At 74.1% G+C, this 17,731-nt stretch carries 17 protein-coding genes; 6 read left to right on the top strand and 11 right to left on the bottom strand.

The window, feature by feature from the left end:
- Positions 1–52 precede the first annotated feature (52 nt).
- Positions 53–859: a hypothetical protein gene (locus AB0F89_RS10470; protein WP_367138808.1), complete on the bottom strand. Its 807-nt coding sequence runs from the start codon at positions 857–859 to the stop codon at positions 53–55.
- Positions 860–1,331: 472 nt separating this feature from the next.
- Positions 1,332–2,249 carry a MerR family transcriptional regulator gene (locus tag AB0F89_RS10465; protein ID WP_367134942.1) on the bottom strand — a complete coding sequence of 306 codons (918 nt, stop codon included), beginning with the start codon at positions 2,247–2,249 and terminating at the stop codon, positions 1,332–1,334.
- A 270-nt stretch (positions 2,250–2,519) separates the two neighbouring features.
- Between AB0F89_RS10465 and AB0F89_RS10460 the strand changes: the two genes are divergently transcribed.
- A complete protein-coding gene (locus AB0F89_RS10460) occupies positions 2,520–2,816 on the top strand; it encodes a WhiB family transcriptional regulator (protein WP_344036072.1) in 297 nt (98 codons plus the stop codon).
- A 122-nt stretch (positions 2,817–2,938) separates the two neighbouring features.
- Here the strand turns inward: AB0F89_RS10460 and groL are convergent, their stop codons facing one another.
- Entirely contained in the window at positions 2,939–4,564 is a 1,626-nt protein-coding gene (gene groL / locus AB0F89_RS10455) for a chaperonin GroEL (RefSeq protein ID WP_367134940.1), read from the bottom strand.
- Positions 4,565–4,647: 83 nt separating this feature from the next.
- Positions 4,648–4,941, bottom strand: coding sequence for a co-chaperone GroES (groES, locus tag AB0F89_RS10450; RefSeq protein ID WP_015105192.1), 294 nt, complete (start codon positions 4,939–4,941; stop codon positions 4,648–4,650).
- Positions 4,942–5,168: 227 nt separating this feature from the next.
- Between groES and AB0F89_RS10445 the strand changes: the two genes are divergently transcribed.
- The gene (locus AB0F89_RS10445) at positions 5,169–6,686 is read left to right on the top strand and encodes an alkaline phosphatase (RefSeq protein WP_367134938.1); all 1,518 of its coding nucleotides are present in this window, start codon (positions 5,169–5,171) and stop codon (positions 6,684–6,686) included.
- Here AB0F89_RS10445 and AB0F89_RS10440 read toward each other — a convergent pair whose 3' ends face one another.
- The gene (locus tag AB0F89_RS10440) at positions 6,687–7,547 is read right to left on the bottom strand and encodes an NAD(P)-dependent oxidoreductase (RefSeq protein WP_367134936.1); all 861 of its coding nucleotides are present in this window, start codon (positions 7,545–7,547) and stop codon (positions 6,687–6,689) included.
- A gap of 94 nt (positions 7,548–7,641) precedes the next feature.
- Between AB0F89_RS10440 and AB0F89_RS10435 the strand changes: the two genes are divergently transcribed.
- Positions 7,642–10,617: a BTAD domain-containing putative transcriptional regulator gene (locus AB0F89_RS10435; protein ID WP_367134934.1), complete on the top strand. Its 2,976-nt coding sequence runs from the start codon at positions 7,642–7,644 to the stop codon at positions 10,615–10,617.
- A gap of 84 nt (positions 10,618–10,701) precedes the next feature.
- Here AB0F89_RS10435 and tsaD read toward each other — a convergent pair whose 3' ends face one another.
- The 3 genes from tsaD to tsaB are packed head-to-tail and all read right to left on the bottom strand — an operon-like array spanning position 10,702 to position 12,876.
- Positions 10,702–11,754, bottom strand: coding sequence for a tRNA (adenosine(37)-N6)-threonylcarbamoyltransferase complex transferase subunit TsaD (tsaD, locus tag AB0F89_RS10430; RefSeq protein WP_367134932.1), 1,053 nt, complete (start codon positions 11,752–11,754; stop codon positions 10,702–10,704).
- Positions 11,747–12,205, bottom strand: a complete 459-nt coding sequence (rimI, locus tag AB0F89_RS10425) for a ribosomal protein S18-alanine N-acetyltransferase (protein WP_367134930.1) — start codon at positions 12,203–12,205, stop codon at positions 11,747–11,749. The genes tsaD and rimI overlap by 8 nt, the downstream gene beginning before the upstream one ends.
- Positions 12,202–12,876 (bottom strand): tRNA (adenosine(37)-N6)-threonylcarbamoyltransferase complex dimerization subunit type 1 TsaB, encoded by a 675-nt coding sequence (tsaB, locus tag AB0F89_RS10420; RefSeq protein WP_367134928.1) that lies wholly within the window; start codon positions 12,874–12,876, stop codon positions 12,202–12,204. The genes rimI and tsaB overlap by 4 nt, the downstream gene beginning before the upstream one ends.
- Positions 12,877–12,948: 72 nt before the next feature.
- Between tsaB and AB0F89_RS10415 the strand changes: the two genes are divergently transcribed.
- Genes AB0F89_RS10415 through AB0F89_RS10405 form a run of 3 tightly spaced genes read left to right on the top strand, consistent with a single transcriptional unit; the run spans position 12,949 to position 14,973 of the window.
- Positions 12,949–13,320, top strand: coding sequence for a MerR family transcriptional regulator (locus tag AB0F89_RS10415; protein ID WP_367134926.1), 372 nt, complete (start codon positions 12,949–12,951; stop codon positions 13,318–13,320).
- Complete coding sequence (locus AB0F89_RS10410; protein ID WP_367134924.1) at positions 13,308–13,613, top strand: thioredoxin family protein; 306 nt, start codon at positions 13,308–13,310, stop codon at positions 13,611–13,613. The genes AB0F89_RS10415 and AB0F89_RS10410 overlap by 13 nt, the downstream gene beginning before the upstream one ends.
- A 34-nt stretch (positions 13,614–13,647) precedes the next feature.
- Positions 13,648–14,973 (top strand): acyl-CoA synthetase, encoded by a 1,326-nt coding sequence (locus tag AB0F89_RS10405; protein WP_367134922.1) that lies wholly within the window; start codon positions 13,648–13,650, stop codon positions 14,971–14,973.
- Positions 14,974–15,047: 74 nt separating this feature from the next.
- Here AB0F89_RS10405 and tsaE read toward each other — a convergent pair whose 3' ends face one another.
- The 3 genes from tsaE to alr are packed head-to-tail and all read right to left on the bottom strand — an operon-like array spanning position 15,048 to position 17,715.
- Entirely contained in the window at positions 15,048–15,506 is a 459-nt protein-coding gene (gene tsaE, locus AB0F89_RS10400; protein ID WP_367134921.1) for a tRNA (adenosine(37)-N6)-threonylcarbamoyltransferase complex ATPase subunit type 1 TsaE, read from the bottom strand.
- Positions 15,503–16,606 carry an alpha/beta fold hydrolase gene (locus AB0F89_RS10395; protein WP_367134919.1) on the bottom strand — a complete coding sequence of 368 codons (1,104 nt, stop codon included), beginning with the start codon at positions 16,604–16,606 and terminating at the stop codon, positions 15,503–15,505. Before AB0F89_RS10395 ends, tsaE begins: the two co-directional genes overlap by 4 nt.
- Positions 16,603–17,715, bottom strand: coding sequence for an alanine racemase (gene alr, locus AB0F89_RS10390; protein ID WP_367134917.1), 1,113 nt, complete (start codon positions 17,713–17,715; stop codon positions 16,603–16,605). Before alr ends, AB0F89_RS10395 begins: the two co-directional genes overlap by 4 nt.
- Positions 17,716–17,731: the final 16 nt, after the last annotated feature.

Raw genomic sequence — 17,731 nt, 5'->3', positions numbered from 1 at the left:
TTCCACATCCCCTATCGGACGCTAGAGGCCGAACCTTGACACGATCCGGTGCTTAATCCGTCAAGAAGTTCGTCTCAGCTTCTGCGTTCGGGGGTTCCCCGGAACGGAGCAGCGCAGTCGGGATCCACGGCGAGTGGTCCGCCAACCGGCGGCCGAGCGGGTCGGCTCTGCGCAACACGCAGCTCAGAGCGTTTTCGGCGCTTTCCTTCACGTTTTGGCTTTCCGCAATAGTGCGGTCTGCCTGGGCGTTTGCCAGGACGAGCGCCGTCGGCCAGGACAACGAGAAAAGCCCTCGACGGTCAGTGTGATTTAGGTCACAGCGTAGCACTTCGACCCCTCTGGCGACGCTTCCGGGTGTCCCCCACACCACCAGTGCGGCGCCCAGGACCAGGTCGGACTTGAGGGTGTGTCGCGTTGCGCCGGCCTCCCGGGCGGTGGCGGCGGCCACCTCGGCCGGGTGCACCGCCCGCTCCGGGTGACCGCCGGCCAAGGCGATCTCGGCGGCCAGCCACCCGTGCCGGACCCGGCTGCGCCACCCGCGCGACTCGACCCTCGCGTGCAGCCGGCGCGCTTCGGCGAGCCTGCCGAGCCCGACCGCGTCGGCCGCCAACCCGAGCAGCGCGTCGGCCCGCGCGCCGGCCACGTCCACGTCGTCCTCGTCGCGCCGGTCGTCGTCGGCGTCGGCCACCATCTCCAACGCCCGCCCGTCGAGCGCCCGCGCCACCGCGTGCCCACCCAGCTGCCGCCGGTGCGAGGCCAACGTCGACGCCGCCAACGACCCGAACAACCCACCTCCCGCGATCAGCCCACCGAGCACCGCAGCCGCCGCCGCGTAGTGCCCCTGCCCACCGAGCACCACCCCCGCCAACCACCGCTCCTCCACACCCCCGCCCAACGCACCCCACACCTGCTCCTCGGGCCGATCCCCGAACGCCGCCCGCCTCACCCCGACCCGCTCCACAGCCACCGCCCCACTTCGCCGGTTGTCCACAGGCAGCGCTCGGACGCCCCGGATCGTCAGTCCCCTCTGGGAGGGTAGAAGCAGGGGTCCCCTTGCCGGGGACCCCTGCGGAGCGGGAGGGCAACTGAGCACGCCTGCGGAGCAGGGGGAACAAGAGGTCGGAGGCGGTGCTCCGGTCAGCGGGACGGCGCGCTCGACCCCGCCGGCAACCGAAGCCCGCCGAGGTCGGGAGCGACACCCCGCTCAACAGACGGCGCTCGACCACACCGACACCCGAGGCAAACCGAGGTCAAGGCGCTCCGGTCAGCGGGACGGCGCGCTCGGCCACACCGGCAGCCGGAGCAAGCCGAGGTCGGAGGCGGCGCTCCGGTCAGCAGACGGCGCGCTCGATCGCGTCGGCGGCCGAGGGCAGGTCGTCGATCCGCTCCGCCGGCTGCGGCACGATGCCGCGGTGCCAGCCGGGGCCCCCGGTGAACACGCGCACCTGCTGGCGGGTCCTCGGCAGGGCCGCCACGACACCCGGATCGGCGTAGCGCGGCAGCTGAGCCCACAGCACGACCGCCGCCGGCGCGGTCCGCCGCACGGCCGACGCCAGGGCGTCCGCGGGCAGCGCCGCCCCCAGCTGCCGGACGCCGACACCACGCTGCGCGAGCACCGCGGCCAACGCGTGCAGCGGCAGGGCGTGCCGCTCGCCCGGCATGCACGCCAGCAGCACGGGCCGGGGGTTGCGCGGGCTCGTGACGATCGGCGTCGCGCGCGCGAACGCCGCCAGCACGCACTCCTCCACCAGGCGCGACACCTCGACCCCGGCCCCGGAGTGCTCCCCCCTCGCCGCGATCGCGGCCACCACCGGGCGCACCACCTCCCCCCAGGTCGCCGCCACGCCGTCCACCTCGATGGCGTCCGCCAGCAGCGCCTGCACCGCCGCCGAGTCCATCGCCAGCGCCGCCCGCCCGACGCCGCGCGCCCGCCGGTTCGCCGCCGGCAACCTCAACCCGCGCCCACCCGCGGACGCCGGGGCGCCGTCCGGTTCCCCGTCCGCCGACGACGGCGCGCCAGGGGCCGCGACCGGGCTGGAGAGGGCGTACTTGGCGGCCTCAGCGGACGACGCGCCGCGCAGCAGCGCCCGCTGCATCAGCTCCAACCTGGCCACGTCGAGCGGCGCGTACTTGCGGTGTCGCCCGGTTGTGTGATCACTGGGTCCGAGGCCGTAGCGGCGGGCCCATGTGCGGAGAGTGGCCGGCGCCACGCCCAGCCGGCGGGCCACGGCGGCCACCGAGAGAGTCACCGAATGCGCGGGATCACCTTCCGCCGCAACCGCTTCCCGCCCGCCTCCCGGCACGGTTCCGGCGTGGTCGGGGGGCGTGGTCACGCTGACATCGTCCGTTCACCTGACGTCACCGGCAACTCGGGTTTGAACGCCAACCGATCACCCATCGAATGAATTGCCGCCAAAAGACTTCCCGCCCCCTTGAACAAGTATTGGCGCGGTTCTACGGTGGATCATCGTTAAGCCGAATGGAGCAGTTCTCGTCCATGGGCCAAGGAGGCGGTCTCGATGGCGGACACCCGAAGGCTTCCCGGTCCCAACGCGGATCTGTGGGACTGGCAGATGCGCGGCTCGTGCCGCGGGATGGACAGCGCGTTCTTCTTCCACCCGGACGGGGAACGCGGACCGGCGCGGGCGCGACGGGAGGCGCGGGCGAAGGCCGTGTGCCTGTCGTGCCCGGTGCTGGAGATGTGCAGGAGGCACGCCCTGGCGGTGCAGGAGCCGTACGGGATCTGGGGCGGCCTGTCGGAGTCCGAGCGGGACAGCATCATCAAGGCGCGCAAGCGCCAGCTGACGCCCGTCTGACGCCGAACGCGCGGGAGGGGCGGCACCTCGTGGGTGCCGCCCCTCCCGTTCGCCCTACCGGGCCGAGCCGAACTCGGCCGAGCCGAACTCAGCCGGACCGCGCCGAACCGAGCCGGACCGGGTCAGTGGCCGTGGCCGTGGCCGTGCCCGTGACCGCCGGCGGCGGCGGGCTCCTCTTCCTTCTTCTCCACGACGGCGCTCTCCGTGGTGAGCACCATGCGGGCGATGGAAGCGGCGTTGGTGACGGCCGAGCGAGTCACCTTCACCGGGTCGATGATCCCGGCTTCCAGCAGGTCGCCGTAGGCCAGGGTGGCGGCGTTGAGGCCGAAGCCCCAGTCCTGCTCGCGCACCTTGTTCACCACGACCGCGCCTTCGAGGCCCGCGTTCGCGGCGATCCAGAACAGCGCCGAGCCCAGGGCCTCGCGGACGATCGCGACACCGGTCGCCTCGTCGCCGGACAGGTCGAGCCCGCCGTCGAGCACCTTGGCCGCGTGCACCAGGGCGGAACCGCCGCCGGGGACGATGCCCTCCTCGACCGCGGCCTTGGTCGCCGCCACCGCGTCCTCGATGCGGTGCTTGCGCTCCTTCAGCTCGGTCTCGGTGGCCGCGCCGACCTTGATCACGGCGATGCCGCCGGACAGCTTGGCCAGCCGCTCCTGCAGCTTCTCGCGGTCCCAGTCGGAGTCGGTGGCCTCGATCTCGCGGCGCAGCTGCTCCGCGCGACCGGCCACGTCGGCCTTGGCGCCGCCGCCGTCGACGATGGTCGTGTTGTCCTTGGACACGACGACCCGCCGGGCGGAGCCCAGCACGTCGAGGTTGGCCTCGGACAGCTTCAGGCCGACCTCGGCCGCGATGACCTGGGCACCGGTGACGACCGCGAGGTCGTCCAGGAACGCCTTGCGGCGGTCGCCGAAGTACGGCGCCTTGACCGCGACCACGCGCAGCGTCTTGCGCAGGGCGTTGACGACCAGGGTGGACAGCGCCTCGCCCTCGACGTCCTCGGCGATGATCACCAGCGGCTTGCCGGCCTCGGCGACCTTCTCCAGGATCGGCAGCAGGTCGGCCAGCGCCGAGATCTTCTCGCGGTGCAGCAGGATGCGGGCGTCCTCGAACACCGTCTCCTGGGCTTCCAGGTCGGTGGCGAAGTGCGCCGACACGTAGCCCTTGTCGAACTGCACGCCCTCGGTGATCTGCAGCTCGGTGGCCATCGAGGAGGACTCCTCGACGGTGATCACACCGTCCTCGCCGACCTTCTCGATGGCTTCGCCGAGCAGGGCGCCGATGGACTCGTCGCGGGACGAGACGGTGCCGACCTGGGCGATGTTGTCGCGGCCCTTGACCGGGGTGGCCTTGGCCTTGAGGGCGTCCACGACGGCCTCGGCCGCGGCGTGGATGCCGACGCCGAGCGACATCGGGTTCGCGCCGGCGGCGACGTTGCGCAGGCCGACCCGGACCATGGCCTGGGCCAGCACGGTCGCGGTCGTCGTGCCGTCGCCGGCGACGTCGTTGGTCTTGGTGGCGACGCTCTTGGCGAGCTGGGCGCCCAGGTTCTCGAACGCGTCGTCCAGCTCGATCTCGCGGGCGATGGTCACGCCGTCGTTGGTGACGGTCGGGCCGCCGAACTTCTTGTCGAGCACGACGTGCCTGCCGCGCGGACCGAGGGTCACCTTGACCGTGTCCGCGAGCTTGTTCACACCGCGCTCAAGGGCCCGACGAGCGTCCTCGTCGAAGCTGATCTGCTTGGGCATTGCTCACGCCTCTCTTGATGCGAAACGCCCCGGGAAAGCCCCGGTGAGGGGTTCGCCGGGGCGCCTTGCGTGTCAGCCGAGCGTCAGTTGATGACGGCCAGCACGTCGCGGGCGGAGAGGATGAGGTACTCCTCGCCGTTGTACTTGACCTCGGTGCCGCCGTACTTGGAGTAGATGACGACGTCGCCGACAGCCACGTCCACGGGGACGCGGTTGCCCTTGTCGTCGATCCGGCCGGGGCCGACCGCGATGACCTTGCCCTCCTGGGGCTTCTCCTTCGCGGTGTCCGGGATCACGAGGCCGGAAGCGGTCGTGGTCTCGGCCTCGCTGGCCTGGACGACGATCTTGTCCTCGAGCGGCTTGATGTTCACGCTCACCGGGCTGACCTCCACGGTCGTCGAAAGCGTTGGCAGGTTGCGTTTACGGCTCCTGCCACCCCGCCGTCGCGGGGGTCGGGGCGGTTGCTGGCGCCGTGCATCTAGCACTCTACCCATGCGAGTGCCAACGCTTCAACGAGCCCCCCGGAACCTGTCGGGTGAACTGGTCCACTGCTGTCACACCGGAGTTCACCCGGACGCCAACCTGATCGGCAACGGTGTCGCACATGACCACGGTGACCCGACGTTCCCTGCTCATCGGCGGTGTGGCCGGTGCGGCCCTCGCGACCACCGGCGCGGGCTCCGCGAAGCTCGACAACCCCTTCACCCTCGGCGTCGCGTCCGGCGACCCCAGCTCCGACGGCATGGTGCTGTGGACGCGCCTGGCCCCGAGGCCGCTCGACGGGGACGGCCGCGGCGGCATGCCGAACCGGGTCGTCCCGGTGCACTGGGAGCTGGCCGAGAACGAGCGCTTCCGGCGCGTGGTGCGGCGGGGCGTGCGGGTCGCCCGCCCCGAGTCCGCGCACAGCGTGCACGTGGAGACGTTCGGCCTGCGCCCCGGGCGCGAGTACTTCTACCGGTTCAAGGTCGACAACCACCTGTCCGCCGTCGGCCGGACCCGCACGACGCCCGAGCCGTGGGCCGTCGGGCAGGACCTGACCATGTGCTTCGCGTCGTGCGCGCACTACGGCGAGGGCTACTTCACCGCGTACCGGCGGCTCGCCGAGGACCACCCGGACGTCGTCCTGCACCTGGGCGACTACCAGTACGAGTACGCGGCGAAGGCGGCGGACGTGCGGGCGGTGCTCGGCCCGGAGACCCGCACGCTGGCCGACTACCGGCTGCGGCACGCCCAGTACAAGACCGACGAGGACCTGCAGCTCGCGCACTCGGTGGCGCCGTGGCTGGTGGTGTGGGACGACCACGAGACCGAGAACAACTGGGCCGACGAGGTGCCCGAGCAGCCCGACCCGGCGTTCGCCGACCGGCGCGCGGCGGCGTTCCAGGCGTACTACGAGAACATGCCGCTGCGCCGCGGCGCGAAGCCGAACGGCGTCGACATGCAGCTCTACCGGCGGGTCCGGTGGGGCGGCCTGGTCAACTTCCACATGCTCGACACCCGCCAGCACCGCGACGACCAGGCGTGCGGCGACGGCTGGAAGACGTGCGCCGACGCCGGGCTGCCCACCCGCTCCATCACCGGCGCCGAGCAGGAGGCGTGGCTGCTCGACGGGTTCCGCCGCTCGCGGGCGCGCTGGGACGTGCTCGGCCAGCAGGTGTTCTTCGCCGAGCGGGACCGGGAGGACGGGCCGGAGAAGGAGCTGTCGATGGACTCCTGGGACGGCTACCTGGCCTCCCGGGACCGGGTCACGCGCGGTTGGGTGGACGCGAAGGTCCGCAACACCGTCGTGCTGACCGGTGACGTGCACGCGGCCTACGCCGCCGACATCAAGGCCGACTGGAACGACCCGGCGTCGTCGCGCACGGTCGGCACCGAGCTGGTGTGCTCGTCGGTGACGTCCGGCGGCGACGGCAACGACACCGTCGACCAGGTCCAGCTGCGCAACAACCCGCACATCAAGCTGCACAGCAGGCGGCGCGGGTACGTGCGGACGAAGTTCACCGCGCGGGAGGTGCGGGCGGACTTCCGCGCCCTGTCGCACGTGCGGGCGGCCGGGGCCGAGGCGACCACGCTGCGGTCGTTCGTGATCGAGGACCGCAACCCCGGCCTGAACGCCGTGTGATCAGCCGCGCAGGACGTTGACCAGGGCGGTCCAGCTGTCCTTCCCGTGACCCGCCGCGATGGCGCGGTCGTAGAGGGACCGGACCGCCCTGGGCAGCTCCGCGTCGACGCCGGCGGCCTCGCTCGCGCCGACGACGTGCGCCGCCGTCGCGCCCATCATGGCGGTGTTGGCCAGGTCGCCGGGGTGCTCGCCGGAGTCGACGTGCCGCACGGTCTCCGCCACGTACAGGGGCAGGGTGGCGAGGTTGTCGGCGAGGTAGGGGGCGTACCGCTCGGCCGTGAGGCCCGCCGACTTCACCAGCGCGATGCCGTGCAGCATCGCGGCCATCGAGGTGAGGAAGACGTCCAGCTGCGCCTGGTAGAGCAGCTGGGCGAGGCCGTGGTCCGCACCCAGGTAGTCCGGCCTGCCGAGCACCGCGAGGGTGTCGGCGTGCCGGTCGAACACCTCGCGCGGGCCGCTGTAGAACACGTACGCGGCCGGGTCGCCGACCATCTCCGCGTTCGCCATCACGCCGCCGACCAGCAGTTCCGCGCCCCGTTCGGCGAGCTGGGCGGCGGCTTCGAGCGTCCGGCCCGGCGTGTCGGAGCTGAGGTTGACGACCACGCGGCCGGCGAGGTCCACGCCGTCGAGGACGGCGTCCGCGGCGGCGTAGTCGGTGAGGCTGAGGACGAGCAGCCGGTTCGCGGCGACGGCGTCGGCGGCGGTGTCGGCGCGGGTGGCGCCGGCCGCCACGACGGCGTCGGCGCGGGACGGCGTGCGGTTCCAGACGGTGGTCGGGTGCCCGGCGGCCAGGAACCTGGTCACCATGGCCTGGCCCATCGGGCCCAGGCCGATCACGGTCAACGGGGTCTTGTCGGTCATGTGGGGCTCACTCCTTCGTGTGATCATCACGGTGGCCGCGAACACGCACGGTCCGCTGCGGGTCCGCTGGGGGTCGGCCGGTTACCGTCCCGGCGTGAGATTCGGGGTGTTGGGCCCGCTCGGGGTGTGGACGGCGGGCGGCGTCCCGGTGCGGGTGCCGGAGGCCAAGGTCCGGCTGCTGCTGGCGGACCTGCTCGCGCACGAGGGGCGGCCGGTGCCGGCGGACCGGCTGGTGTTCGACCTGTGGGGCGACGAGCCGCCCGGCAACCCGGTGAACACCCTGCAGACCAAGGTCTCGCAGCTGCGGCGGGCGCTGGAGGCGGCGGAGCCGGGTGGGCGCGGGTTGGTGGCGCACGGGCCCGCCGGGTACCGGGTCCGGGTCGACCCGGACTGCCTGGACGTGCTGCGGTTCCGGGAGCTGGTGGCCTGCGGGCGGTTCGGCGAGGCGCTGGCGCTGTGGCGCGGCGAGCCGCTGGCGGAGTTCGCCGACGCGCCGTTCGTCCCGCCGGTGGTGGCCCGGTGGACCGAGGAGCGGTTGCTGGCGCTGGAGGCGCACACGGGCGAGCCGGACCTGGCGGCGTTGACGGCCGAGGTGGCGCGGCACCCGTTGCGGGAACGCCTGCGCGGGCTGCACATGCGCGCCCTGTACCGGGCCGGGCGGCAGGTCGAGGCGCTGGAGAGCTACGCCGCGCTGCGCCGGCTGCTGGCCGAGGAGCAGGGGCTGGAACCCGGTCCGGAGCTGGCCGCGCTGCACCGGGCGGTCCTCGACCACGACCCGGCGCTCGGCGCCGCCGCGGCGGTCCGCACGAACCTGCCGGCGCCGGTCGGCGCGCTGGTCGGCCGGGAGGACGCGGTCCGCGACCTGGGCGACCTGCCCCGCGACGCCCGGCTGGTGACGCTCACCGGTCCCGGCGGTGTCGGCAAGACGAGCCTGGCCCTGGAGGTCGCGCGGCGGGCGTCGGCCGCGGACGGGGTGTGGCTGGTCGAGCTGGCCGGCGTCGGGCGGGACGAGCAGGTGGCCGGCGCCGTGGCCGACGTGCTCGGGGTGCGGGAGGACGCGCTGGTGGAGGCGTTGCGCCCGCGGGAGGCGCTGCTGGTGCTGGACAACTGCGAGCGGCTGGTCGAGCCGGTCGCCGCGCTGGTGGCGCGGCTGCTGCGGGCCGTGCCGGGGCTGCGGGTGCTCACCACCAGCCAGGAACCGCTCGGCCTGTCGTTCGAGACCGTGTGGGCCGTGCCGCCGTTGGACGTGGCGGACGCCGTCCAGCTGTTCGCGGCGCGCGCCGCGCCGGGGTTCGCGCTGACGCCGGACAACGCGCCGCTGGTCGAGGCGATCTGCCGGCGGCTCGACGGGTTGCCGCTGGCGGTGGAGCTGGCGGCGAGGCGGGTGCGCGGGCTGGGCGTGCCCGCGCTGCTGGACCGGCTGGACGACCGGTTCCGGTTGCTGGCGACCGGGCACCGGGACGCGCCCGCCCGGCAGCGCACGCTGCGGGCGATGATCGACTGGAGCTGGGACCTGCTCGGCGACGCCGAACGGGTCGTGCTGCGGCGGTTGGCCGTGCACGTGGACGGGTGCGCGTTGGACGCCGCCGAAGCCGTGTGCGCGGGCGGCGGTGTGGCGGCCGACGAGGTGGTGGACGTGCTGGCCGGGCTGGTGAACCGGTCGCTGGTGGTCGCGCCGGAGCACAGCGGCGAGCCGCGGTTCCGGCTGCTGGAGTCGGTGGCGGACTACGGGCGGGAGCGGCTGCGCGAGGCGGGCGAGTTCGAGCGGGTGCGGCAGCGGCACGCGGCGTTCTACCTGGCGCTGGCCGAGCGGGCGGACCCGGAGCTGCGCGGTGCGGGGCAGCTGCGGTGGCTGGAGCGGCTGGACGCCGACACCGCGAACCTGCGTGCCGCGCACGAGGCGCTGGAGCCGGCCGGCGCGGACCGGTTGAGCACCGCGCTGACCTGGTACTGGTTCCTGCGCGGGCGGTTGCGGGAGGGGCGGCGGCTGCTGACCTCCGCCGATCCGGTGGCGGTGGCGTGGCGGGCCGCGTTCGGGGTGCTGCTGGGCGAGGCGGTGGACCCGGCCGCGGTGTCCGGGACGGCCGGGATCGCCGACCCCCTGTGCCGGGCGCGCGCCCGGTGGTTCCTGGGCTACGTGCTGTCGACCGCGGGCGGCATGCCGGCCGCCGAGGTGCTGACCGGGCAGGCGCTGGCGGCGTTCGAGGAGCTGGGCGACCGGTGGGGCGTGGCCGCCGCGCACAGCGACCGGGTGAGCCAGGCCCTGGCACGCGGTCGGGTCGAGGAGGCGCGGGCGTCGGCGGAGCGGAGCGCGGCGCTGTTCGCGGAGCTGGGTGAGCGGTGGGGGCAGCTGAAGGCGTCGTTCGGGCTGGGGGTGCTGGCGCAGCTGTCCGGTGACAACGCGCGGGCGGAGGCCGTGCACCGGGAGGGGCTGCGGGTGGCGGAGGAGCTGCGGTCGTGGCCGGAGGTGTCGTACAAGCTGTCGTGGCTGGGACGGGTCGCGCTGACCGACGGCGCCTACGCGAAGGCGCGTGACCTGCACGAACAGGCCCGTCAGGTGGCGGCCGAGCACGGGTTCGCGCCCGGCGAGGTGTACGCGGAGACCGGGTTGGCGATGGGCGCGCGGCGGGAGGGGCGGCTGGACGCGGCCGAGGCGCACTGGGAGCGGCTGCGGGCGTGGCACCGGCAGGTCGGGTTCGAGGCGGGCAGCACGTTGCTGCTGGCGGAGCTGGGGTTCGTGGCCGAGCTGCGCGGTGACGCGGCGCGGGCGGCGCGGCTGCAGTCCGAGGGGTTGGCGCTGGCCAGGCAGGTCGGCGACCCACGGGCGGTGGCGCTGGCGCTGGAGGGGCTGGCGGGCGCCCGGCGGCTGGCGGGTGACGCGGCGGAGGCGGCCCGGCTGCTGGGCGCGGCGACGGCCGTGCGGGCGTCCGTCGGCGTGCCGCTGCCCGTCGGGGAGCGCGGCGACGTCGACCGGATCGCCGCCGCGGCCCGGTCGACCCTGGGCGCGGCGGCGTTCACGGTGGCGTTCGACGGCGGTCAGGCCGAAGGGCTCGACGTCCGGGTGTCCTGAGCGTTCAACTCGGGTGTTCCGAACGTAGGACTCTCGCGTTCCGAACGTAGGACTCTCGCGTGCTGGGGGTAGGACACGCGGGGGTCAGAGGATTTGGATGGTGCTCACCGGGAGGCCGGGGGTGGTGGACAGGTCCAGGGCGGACGGCTTCGCGCCGGCGGCGACCAGGTGGGCGCCGAGGGCGGCGATCATCGCGCCGTTGTCGGTGCACAGGCGGGGGCGCGGGACGCGCAGCTCGATGCCCGCCTCGGCGCAGCGCTCCGCCGCCAGGCCGGACAGCCGCGAGTTCGCGGCCACGCCACCGGAGATCACCAGGGTGTCCACGCCGAGGTCCTTGCACGCCCGGATCGCCTTGGCGGTCAGCACGTCGGCCACCGCCTCCTGGAACGACGCGGCCACGTCGGCCAGCGGGATCTCCTCGCCCGCCCGCTCCTGCTTCTCCACCCACCGGGCGACCGACGTCTTCAGGCCGGAGAACGAGAAGTCGTACTTCGAGTCGCGCGGCCCGGTCAGCCCGCGCGGGAACGCGATCGCGCAGCCGTTGCCCTGCTTGGCCAGCTTGTCGATCGGCGGACCGCCCGGGTAGGGCAGGTCGAGCAGCCGGGCCACCTTGTCGTACGCCTCGCCCGCCGCGTCGTCCACGGTGGACCCCAGCTCGGTGATCCGCTCCGCCAGCCCCTCGACCAGCAGCAGCTGCGAGTGGCCGCCGGACACCAGCAGCGCCAGGCACCGCTCGGGCAGCGGACCGTGCTGGAGGGTGTCCGCGGCGACGTGCCCGGCGAGGTGGTTGACGCCGTAGAGCGGCTTGTCCAGCGCCGCCGCGTACGCCTTGGCCGCCGACACGCCGACCAGCAGCGCGCCCGCCAGGCCCGGACCCGCGGTGACCGCGATCGAGTGCACGTCGCGCAGCTCGATCCCGGCCTTCTCCACCGCCCGGCGCATGGTCGGGACCATCGCCTCCAGGTGCGCCCGGGACGCGACCTCGGGCACGACGCCGCCGAAGCGGGCGTGCTCCTCGACGCTGGACGCCACCTCGTCGGCCAGCAGTTCCACCGCCCCGTCCGGGCCGAGCCGGACGATGCCGACGCCGGTCTCGTCGCACGAGCTCTCGATACCGAGGATGAGCCGGTCAGTCACGGTTCGCGGGCCTTCCCATCGTGTACGCGTCGGCGCCCGACGGCTGGTAGTAGCGGCGGCGCACGCCCAGGTGCTCGAAGCCGTGCGCCAGGTAGAGGTCGATGGCCCGCGCGTTGTCCGTGCGGACCTCCAGGAACACCGGGAGGCCGGCCTCGTCGGCCTTGGCGAGCAGCGCCCGCAGCAGCGTCCGGCCGATGCCGGCGCCCTGGTGGTCGGCCACCACGGCGATGGTGTGCACGCTGGCCTCGAAGTCGGTCAGGCCGAGGCCCGCGTACCCGATCAGGGCGCCGTCGGAGTACGCGCCGACGTAGAAGTTGCCGTTGTCCAGCTCGCTGCGGAACGCGTTCTCGCTCCACGGGTCGTCACCGGGGAACAGCGCCTGCTCGATCTCCGCGCACCGGGCCGCGTCCTCGTGGCGCAGCGGCGCGATCGTCGCGGTGCGGGGGCTCACGCCTTGGTCACCCGCTTGCGGCCCACCGGCTCGACGGCGTCGGGTCGGCGCAGGTAGAGGGGGGTGAGCGCGGCCGGTCGCGCCCCGGCCAGCAGCTCGTCGGCCGCCACCGCGACCAGCGACACCGGCGACGGGTAGCGCGCCTGGACCAGCGGCAGGCCGAGCACGTCGGCGTACAGCTCGGCGCCCTCGCCCGTCGCGTCGACGACCGCGGGCAGCTTGGCGAGCAGGTCGGCGGGCCGGTCCACGTGCGGCCCGTCGGTGCGCCGGCCGGCCGCGTCGTAGGCCGCCCAGTACACCTCCTTGCGCCGCGCGTCGGTGGCCACCAGCAGCGGCCGGCCGGTGGCGGCGTCCAGCGCGATCGCGTCCGGGGTCGGCACCGGGTAGACGGGCCGGTTGAGCGCCTGGCCGAGGGCCGCGGCGGTGACCAGGCCGACGCGCAGGCCGGTGAACGGCCCGGGGCCCGAGCCGCAGACGATCGCGTCCAGGTCGGCCAGCCGGTGACCGGCCTCGGCCAGCGCCTCCTGGAGGTGCGGGGTCAGCAGCTCGCCGTGCGCCTTCGAGTTCACCGTCACCCGCTGGGCGAGCAGGCGCGGCGGCGAGTCGGGCGTCAGTTCCACCACACCGGCCGTGACGGCGGGGGTCGCGGTGTCCAAGGCGAGCGCTAGCACAACTGTGAAGGGTATCGGGTGGCGTGAACCACACTTGTGTTGACGTCGACGTCAAGTCGGAGGATCGGCACCGTGCGCATCGGAGAACTGGCACGCCGGGGTGGGACGACGACCCGGGCGCTGCGCTACTACGAGTCCCTGGGGCTGCTGACCGCGCGACGCGGCGCGAACGGGCAGCGGGAGTACGACGAGGCCGACCTGCGCCTGGTGGACGAGATCCGCTCGCTCACCGGCATCGGGTTCGCCCTGGAGGACACCCGCCCGTTCGTCGAGTGCCTGCGCGACGGCCACACCACCGGCGACGCCTGCCCGGCGTCGGTCGAGGTGTACCGGCGCAAGCTCGCCGAGCTGGACGCCTGCGTCACCCGGCTCCAGGCGGTCCGCGACCGGGTGCGCGCGCAACTGGAAGAAGCCGAGCAGAGGAGCAGGCCGTGCGGACGTTGACCGACGACGAGTTCACCGAGGCCGTGGGGACGGGCGCCGTCCTGGTGGAGTTCGGGGCCGACTGGTGCGGGCCGTGCCGGGTGTTGGAGCCGGTGCTGGCCGAGATCGACCGCGAGCGGGACGACCTGACCGTGGTGAAGGTGGACACGGACGCGAGCCCGCGCACGGCGCGCGACCAGCGGATCATGTCCGCGCCGACGCTCCAGCTGTACAAGGACGGCGAACTGGTGGCACAGACCGCGGGCGCGCGGCCGAAGATCCACCTGTTGGCGTGGCTCGAACCACACTTGTGATGCGTGCGGCGGCGGATGAGGCCACTGTTGGTGGATGCTGCTGCCAGCGCTGGCCTCGCCGTCGTCCAAGGTTGCCCTGCGGTTCCCCGAGCGCGAGCTGACGTACGAGCAGCTGGCCCGCGAAGCGCGCCAGGTGGCCTGCGGGCTGGTGGGCAGGCGGCGGGTGGCGGTGTGGGCGCGGTCGACGCCCGAGACGTGCGTGGTCGTCGTCGGGGCGTTGCTGGCCGGCGTGCCGGTGGTGCCGCTCAACCCCAAGGTCGGCGAGCGGGAGCTCGCGCACATCCTCGGCGACAGCGAGCCGGACCTCGTGGTGGACGACGAGCTGCCGTCCGGGCCGCCCGTCGACCTGCCCGAGCCGGACGGCGAGGCGCCCGCGCTGATCGTCTACACGAGCGGCACGACCGGACCGCCCAAGGGCGTGGTGCTGCCCCGGCGCGCGCTCGCGACCAACCTCGACGCGCTGGCCGCGGCCTGGGCGTGGACCGAGGACGACGTGGTGGTGCACGGCCTGCCGCTGTTCCACGTGCACGGCCTGGGCGTCGGGGTGCTCGGGCCGCTGCGGCGCGGCGGGACCGCGCACCACCTCGGGTCGTTCAGCGTGGCAGGCGCCGCCGAGGCGTTGCTGGCCGGCGGCACGATGGTGTTCGGCGTCCCGACCATGTACCACCGGATCGCGGCCGCCCCCGAGCACGCGGCGGCGTTCGGGCGGGCCCGGCTGCTGGTGTCCGGCTCGGCGGCGCTGCCCGCGTCCGTGCACGAGCGCATCGAGCGGCTGACCGGCCAGCGCGTGGTCGAGCGGTACGGGATGACCGAGACGCTGATGAACACCAGCGTCCGCGCCGACGGCGACCGCAGGCCGGGCGCGGTCGGACCGCCGCTGGACGGGGTCGAGCTGCGGGTGGTCGGCGACGAGCCGGGCGAGATCGAGGTGCGCGGGCCGAACCTGTTCCTGGAGTACCTGAACCGGCCGGACGCCACCCGCGAGGCGTTCCGCGACGGCTGGTTCCGCACCGGCGACCTGGCCGTGGTCGAGCCGGACGGGTACGTGCGGATCGTCGGCCGCCGCGCCACGGACCTGATCAAGAGCGGCGGCTACAAGATCGGCGCGGGCGAGATCGAGAACGCCCTGCTGGAGCACCCGGCGGTGGCCGAGGTCGCGGTGACCGGCGAACCGGACGACGACCTGGGCGAACGGGTGGTGGCGTGGGTCGTCGCCGAGGGCGAGCCGCCCGCGCCCGAGGTGCTGAGCGACCACGTGGCCCGGCTGCTGTCCCCGCACAAGCGGCCGCGGGTGGTCCGGTACGTGGACGCGTTGCCGCGCAACGACATGGGCAAGGTGCTCAAGCGGGAACTGCGGTGAACCCGCCGGGCCGGCCGGGCTGCGGGGCGCGGCTCGACCGGGCCCGGACCCGGCCGGGCGTCGTGCGCGGGACCTCAGACCGGTAGCTCGCGGTCGACCCAGGCGCCGTGCGGGTGCAGGTGCGCGACCCGCACGTCGTCGTCCCGCCGCTCCAGCCGGATCAGCAGGTGGTCCTCGGACAGCCGCTCGGCCGCGCCCTCACCCCACTCGACGGCCACCACCGCGTCCACCAGGTCGGTGTCCAGGTCCAGGTCGTCCAGCTCGTCCAGGTGCCCGCCGAGCCGGTACGCGTCCACGTGCACCAGCGGCACGCCGCGGCCGTCCGGCGCGGGGTCGTGCACCCTGGCGATCACGAACGTCGGCGAGCTGACCCGGCCCGCCACGCCCAGGCCCGCGGCCAGCCCGCGCACCAGCGCCGTCTTGCCCGCGCCCAGCGGCCCGGACAGCAGCACCAGGTCACCGCCCCGCACCACGCCACCCAGCCTGCGCCCGAACTCCTCGGTGTCGCGCACCTCGGGGAGCGTCACGCTCACGCTCGTCGCCACCACTGCCGCCCGCTTTCCGACCGTTCGGCGGCACTGCGCCGAACCAGACCGACCAGGTGCCCGGTGACCAGGTCGGGTTGTTCCAACATGAGCATGTGGCCCGCGCCGGGCACGCGGACCAGTTCGCCGTGCGGCATCTCCTCGGCCATCCGCTCGGCGTGCGAGAACGGCGTCAGCCGGTCCGCGTCGCCGCTGATCACCAGCACCTCGCAGTGCCGCAGACCGGCCAGCGCCTTGTAGCGGTTGTGCGTGCCGAGGGTTTCCAGGAACTCGGTGAGCACCTGCACGGTGGTGCTGTTGATCATCTGCTCCATCAGGTCCACCAGCGACGGGCTGACCGGGCCGGAGCCGAACGCCAGCGCCCGGATGCCGCTCCACGTGAGCGTCGACGCCCGCCGCCGGACCCACTCCACCAGACCCGGCTGCAGGCCCGCGAGCCGGCCGATGCCCAGCGTCACCGGGTTGTGCCGGGACAGCACCGACTTCGGCAGGCCCGCGCCGCCGACCGCGCCCGCCGCCGTGCCGACGAGCGCGACGCCGCGCACCCGTTCGGCGAACAGCTCCGGCCGCTGCTCGGCCAGCGCCATGATCGTCATGCCGCCCATGGAGTGGCCGACCAGCACCAGTGGGCCGGAGGGCGCCATCGAGCGGATGACCGCGTCCAGGTCGCCGGCGCACTGGTCGATCGTGCTGCCCTGGGCGGTGGACCGGCCGGAGCGGCCGTGGCTGCGCTGGTCGTAGACCACCTGGCGGACCCGCGGCTCGGTGAGGCGGGCCAGGTCGCGGCGCTGGAAGTGCCAGGAGCGGCGGTCGAGCGCGAAGCCGTGCACGAGGACGACCGTGACCTCGGGCTTCCCGCCGTCCTCCGGGTCGACCTCCTCGACCGACAGCGGCACGCCGTCGTCCGCGGCGACCGTGGACTCGCGGGTCGGGGTGAGGCGGCCCAGGCGTTCGTCGGCGAGCGGGTCGGCCGCTTCGCGGTCGTGCGAGACCTTCTTCTGGTTGGCCGCCAGGCCGACCGCGACACCGGTCGCGGCGGCGCCGAGGACGCCCCCTGCCCAGCCGACGGCCTTCCAGACCGTGTTCACGGACGTGCCCCGACGTACGTCCGGGTGACACGCGGTCGGTACATGCCGGTGACGATCTCGTAGTCGATGGTGCCGGTGGTGTCGGCCCACTCGCGGGCCGTCGGCTCGCCGTGCTCGCCGGCGCCGAACAGCACGACCTCGGCGCCCTCGGCGATCGCGTCGTCGCCGCAGTCCACCACGACCTGGTCCATGCAGACCCGGCCGACGACCGGGCGGCGGCGGCCGGCCAGCAGCACGTGCATCCGGTTCGACAGGCTGCGCGGCACGCCGTCGGCGTAACCGACGGGCACCAGGGCCAGCGTCGTGTCGGTCTTCGCGGTCCAGCTCAGGCCGTAGGAGACGGACTCGCCGGCCGGGATGCGCTTGGTGAGGGCGACCGTCGAGCGGAACGCCATCACCGGGCGCAGGTCGGCGGGCGCCGGGACGGGGTTGAGGCCGTAGATCGCGATGCCCGGCCGGACCAGGTCCAGGTGCAGGTCGGGGCGGGTGAGGAGGGCGGCGGAGTTGGCGATGTGCCTGCGCGGGTCGAGGCCGGCGGCGAGGGCTTCGCGGTAGGCGTCGTCGAAGCGCTCGGCCTGGGCGTCGGTGGCGCGGTGGCCGATCTCGTCGGCGACGGCCAGGTGTGACCAGATCGAGTGAACTTCGACGTTGGGGGTCTTGGCGGCCCGCTCGACCAGCTCGGGCCAGTCCGCGGCGGGGCAGCCGTTGCGGGACAGCCCGGTGTCGATCTTGAGGTGCACCCTGGCCGCCCGGCCCACCCGGGCGGCCGCCGCCGCGATGTCGTCCAGCTGGGCGGGCGAGGAGGCGGACAGGTCGACGCCCTGCTCGACGCCGGGCGCGTAGTCCGTGCCGGGCGGGTCGAGCCAGGCCAGGATCGGCACCGTCAACCCGGCCGCGCGCAGGGTCAGCGCCTCGGCGAGCGAGCAGGAGCCGAGCCAGGTCGCGCCCGCTTCGACGGCCGCCCTGGCCACCTGCACCGCGCCGTGCCCGTACGCGTCGGCCTTGACGACGGCCATCGTGTCGGCGTTCGGCGCCAAGCCGTCCAGGTACGCGACGTTGTGCCGGAGTCTGTCGAGGTCGATCACGACCTCAGCGCGAGGAGCAGCCATAACGCCGTCCATGTTG

Origin of the sequence: Saccharothrix sp. HUAS TT1, from assembly GCF_040744945.1 — a bacterium.
In the GTDB taxonomy this organism is placed as follows: Bacteria; Actinomycetota; Actinomycetes; order Mycobacteriales; family Pseudonocardiaceae; genus Actinosynnema.
The sequence above is the reverse complement of the archived record's forward strand: the minus strand, read 5'-3'. Positions and strand labels throughout refer to the sequence as shown.

Coding starts and splice junctions, on each gene's coding strand:
- alr (WP_367134917.1), bottom strand. CDS start 17,715: ATGGCTGCTCCTCGCGCTGAGGTCGTGATCGACCTCGACAGACTCCGG.
- AB0F89_RS10445 (WP_367134938.1), top strand. CDS start 5,169: ATGACCACGGTGACCCGACGTTCCCTGCTCATCGGCGGTGTGGCCGGT.
- groL (WP_367134940.1), bottom strand. CDS start 4,564: ATGCCCAAGCAGATCAGCTTCGACGAGGACGCTCGTCGGGCCCTTGAG.
- AB0F89_RS10440 (WP_367134936.1), bottom strand. CDS start 7,547: ATGACCGACAAGACCCCGTTGACCGTGATCGGCCTGGGCCCGATGGGC.
- AB0F89_RS10460 (WP_344036072.1), top strand. CDS start 2,520: ATGGCGGACACCCGAAGGCTTCCCGGTCCCAACGCGGATCTGTGGGAC.
- AB0F89_RS10405 (WP_367134922.1), top strand. CDS start 13,648: ATGCTGCTGCCAGCGCTGGCCTCGCCGTCGTCCAAGGTTGCCCTGCGG.